This is a genomic window from Streptomyces sp. NPDC001508 (assembly GCF_040298665.1).
Classification (GTDB): Bacteria; Actinomycetota; Actinomycetes; order Streptomycetales; family Streptomycetaceae; genus Streptomyces.
The window spans coordinates 1-1,508 of record NZ_JBEPAP010000163.1 but is presented as its reverse complement, the minus strand read 5'-3'; the positions used below and the strand labels follow the sequence as shown (position 1 = coordinate 1,508).

1 protein-coding gene and 1 pseudogene are annotated in these 1,508 nt (G+C 63.7%); one reads left to right on the top strand and one right to left on the bottom strand.

The window, feature by feature from the left end; genetic code table 11:
* Window positions 1-422 (bottom strand): annotated as a pseudogene (locus tag ABT245_RS45875) (MFS transporter); the annotation flags it as partial.
* Between the two features lie 217 nt (window positions 423-639).
* Between ABT245_RS45875 and ABT245_RS45870 the strand changes: the two are divergent.
* A partial coding sequence (locus ABT245_RS45870; RefSeq protein WP_351747111.1) for a TauD/TfdA family dioxygenase occupies window positions 640-1,508 on the top strand: 869 nt, incomplete at its 3' end.

Genomic DNA, 1,508 nt, shown 5'->3' with positions numbered 1-1,508 from the left:
CGGTCTGATAAGAGACACCGGCATACTCTGCGACATCGTATAACGTTACTGGTTTCACATTCACCACCCTGAATTGACTCTCTTCCGGGCGCTATCATGCCATACCGCGAAAGGTTTTGCGCCATTCGATGGTGTCCGGGATCTCGACGCTCTCCCTTATGCGACTCCTGCATTAGGAAGCAGCCCAGTAGTAGGTTGAGGCCGTTGAGCACCGCCGCCGCAAGGAATGGTGCATGCAAGGAGATGGCGCCCAACAGTCCCCCGGCCACGGGGCCTGCCACCATACCCACGCCGAAACAAGCGCTCATGAGCCCGAAGTGGCGAGCCCGATCTTCCCCATCGGTGATGTCGGCGATATAGGCGCCAGCAACCGCACCTGTGGCGCCGGTGATGCCGGCCACGATGCGTCCGGCGTAGAGGATCGAGATCTCGATCCCGCGAAATTAATACGACTCACTATAGGGGAATTGTGAGCGGATAACAATTCCCCTCTAGAAATAATTTTGTTTAACTTTAAGAAGGAGATATACCATGGGCAGCAGCCATCATCATCATCATCACAGCAGCGGCCTGGTGCCGCGCGGCAGCCATATGGCTAGCATGACTGGTGGACAGCAAATGGGTCGCGGATCCGAATTCATGTCCGACCAACCGTGGCTGCACCGCCTGGACCCCGCCGAGGCGGCCGAGATCGACGACGCGCTGGACGTGCTGCTCAAGAGCGGCAAGCCGAACTTCGCCGCGAGTCCCGCCGACTTCCCACTGCCCACGCTGGGGCCGAGGCTGCGCGGCATCGTCGACTCCATCGAGAACGAGCCGGGCTTCGCCCTGGTCCGGGGAGTTCCGGTCGGCGACAAGAGCGAGGACGAGGTCCGCCGGCTCTACTGGGGACTCGGCATGTACATCGGCGTGCCCATGATCCAGAACAACAACGACTCCAGCATGGTCGACATCCGCGACGAGCGCCGAGCGGGCAAGCTGCGGGTTCACAAGTCGAATCAGCACATCGGCTTCCACATCGACTCGACCGACGTCGTCACCCTGCTGTGCCGGCGGGCGGCCTCGCAGGGCGGCACCAGCCTCGTGGTCAGCGCCGAGGCCGTACGCCGGGAGATGTCCTGGGAGTGCCCCGAGCTGCTGAGCGCGCTGTACGAGCCGCTGCCCTTCGCTGACGTCGCCTCCCCCGACGACGAGCGTCCGGACGTCTTCCTGAGCCCGGTCTTCGGTCGGCACGAAGGGCTCACCACGACCCGGTTCTACATCCGCCGGGTGCTGCGCAGCCAGGACAACCCTGACGCGCCGCGGCTGACCGAGCGGCAGCTCGAGGCCATCAACAAGGTCGAGGAGATCGCCGCCCGGCCCGGCCTGGTCACGCCCATGCAGTTCGAGCCGGGCGACCTGCAGATGATCAACAACCACCTGGTGCTGCACGGCCGCACGGCCTTCGCCAGCGAGGAGCCCGGGGAGGGACGGCACCTGCTGCGGATGTGGTTCTCCGTGCCGTCGAG